The organism is Sutterella massiliensis (assembly GCF_016899755.1).
Classification (GTDB): Bacteria; Pseudomonadota; Gammaproteobacteria; order Burkholderiales; family Burkholderiaceae_F; genus Sutterella; species Sutterella massiliensis.
In genome coordinates, this window is sequence record NZ_JACJJC010000102.1 from 1 (window position 1) to 1180 (window position 1180).

A 1180-nucleotide genomic window follows, 5' to 3' on the forward strand; every position below is an offset into this window, starting at 1 on the left:
GAAAATACATTGGCATTGTCGAAACTGACGATTATGTTCGTCCCGAGATGTTTAAAAATTTGTATGAAATCGCAGAAAAAAATAATGTAGATTTCATTAAAGCAGACTTCTATCGCTTTAACCACGATGAAGAAGGGAAAGAGATACTTTATCTAAACAAATTGACAGATGATATATCTTTCTACAATAGGGTTGTTAATCCTAGAGTAGAAAAGAAAACTTTTAAATTTGTGATGAATACATGGTCGGGAATTTATAATAAAGAATTCCTAATTAAGAATAGAATTCGGCATAATGAAACACCAGGAGCCTCATATCAGGATACAGATTTTTGGTTCCAAACGTTTAGTCTCGCGGAGCGCGCCTATTTTGTCGACAAACCGTATTACATGAATCGAAGAGATAATCCAAATTCATCTGTCTACAGCAACAAAAAAATCTATGCTTTTTGCGATGAGTTCGATTACATTTATTCTAAACTTTTTGCAGACGGAAAAAATAAAGATCTTTTGCCAGAATTCCAATTCTATCGGTACAGATCCTACATGTCGTCCCTGAATAAATGCGAGGGAGACGACAAACGTAAATTTATACAAAAATTCAAAGAAGATATTCTAACTTCAAAAGAGCGGGGAGAATTAGATTTGAGTCTTTTTACCGAAGGTGGTAAAAAGACAATTAGTCTCTTACTAAATGAGACGGATACATTTATCTCTCAACAATTAAAGAAGAAACCAGTCGCGTATAAGTTAGGAACAAACTCAAAAGAGGTTATTATTCAAACTCAAGCAACTGGTACGCCAAAAATTTCGATAATCATTCCTTTATACAATGCAGAAAAATATATTAAAGAGTGTCTTACAAGCGTTCTTAATCAAACACTAAAGGATATAGAAGTTATCGTCGTCAACGATGGATCGACAGATTTATCTCTCGAAAAAGTAAAAGAATTTTGCGAAAAAGATAAAAGAATCACTCTTTTGTCGCAGCCGAACTCAGGTTCTGGAAAAGCTAGAAACTTTGGATTAAGCTTTGCGAGGGGTGAGTATATTGCCTTTATGGATTCTGATGATTGGTATCCTGAGAAAAATATTTTAGAAACACTTTATAGCAAGGCAATTTCGAATTCCGCTCAAATTTGTGGCGGTTCTTTTAGCAATTCAAAAAATGGCATTGTAAC

At 34.1% G+C, this 1180-nt stretch carries 1 protein-coding gene; it reads left to right on the forward strand.

All coding sequences use genetic code 11. The annotated features are described in order from the left end of the window. Positions 1-1180: glycosyltransferase (locus tag H6A60_RS11540; RefSeq protein WP_205104757.1), on the forward strand; the 1180-nt coding region annotated here is incomplete at both ends.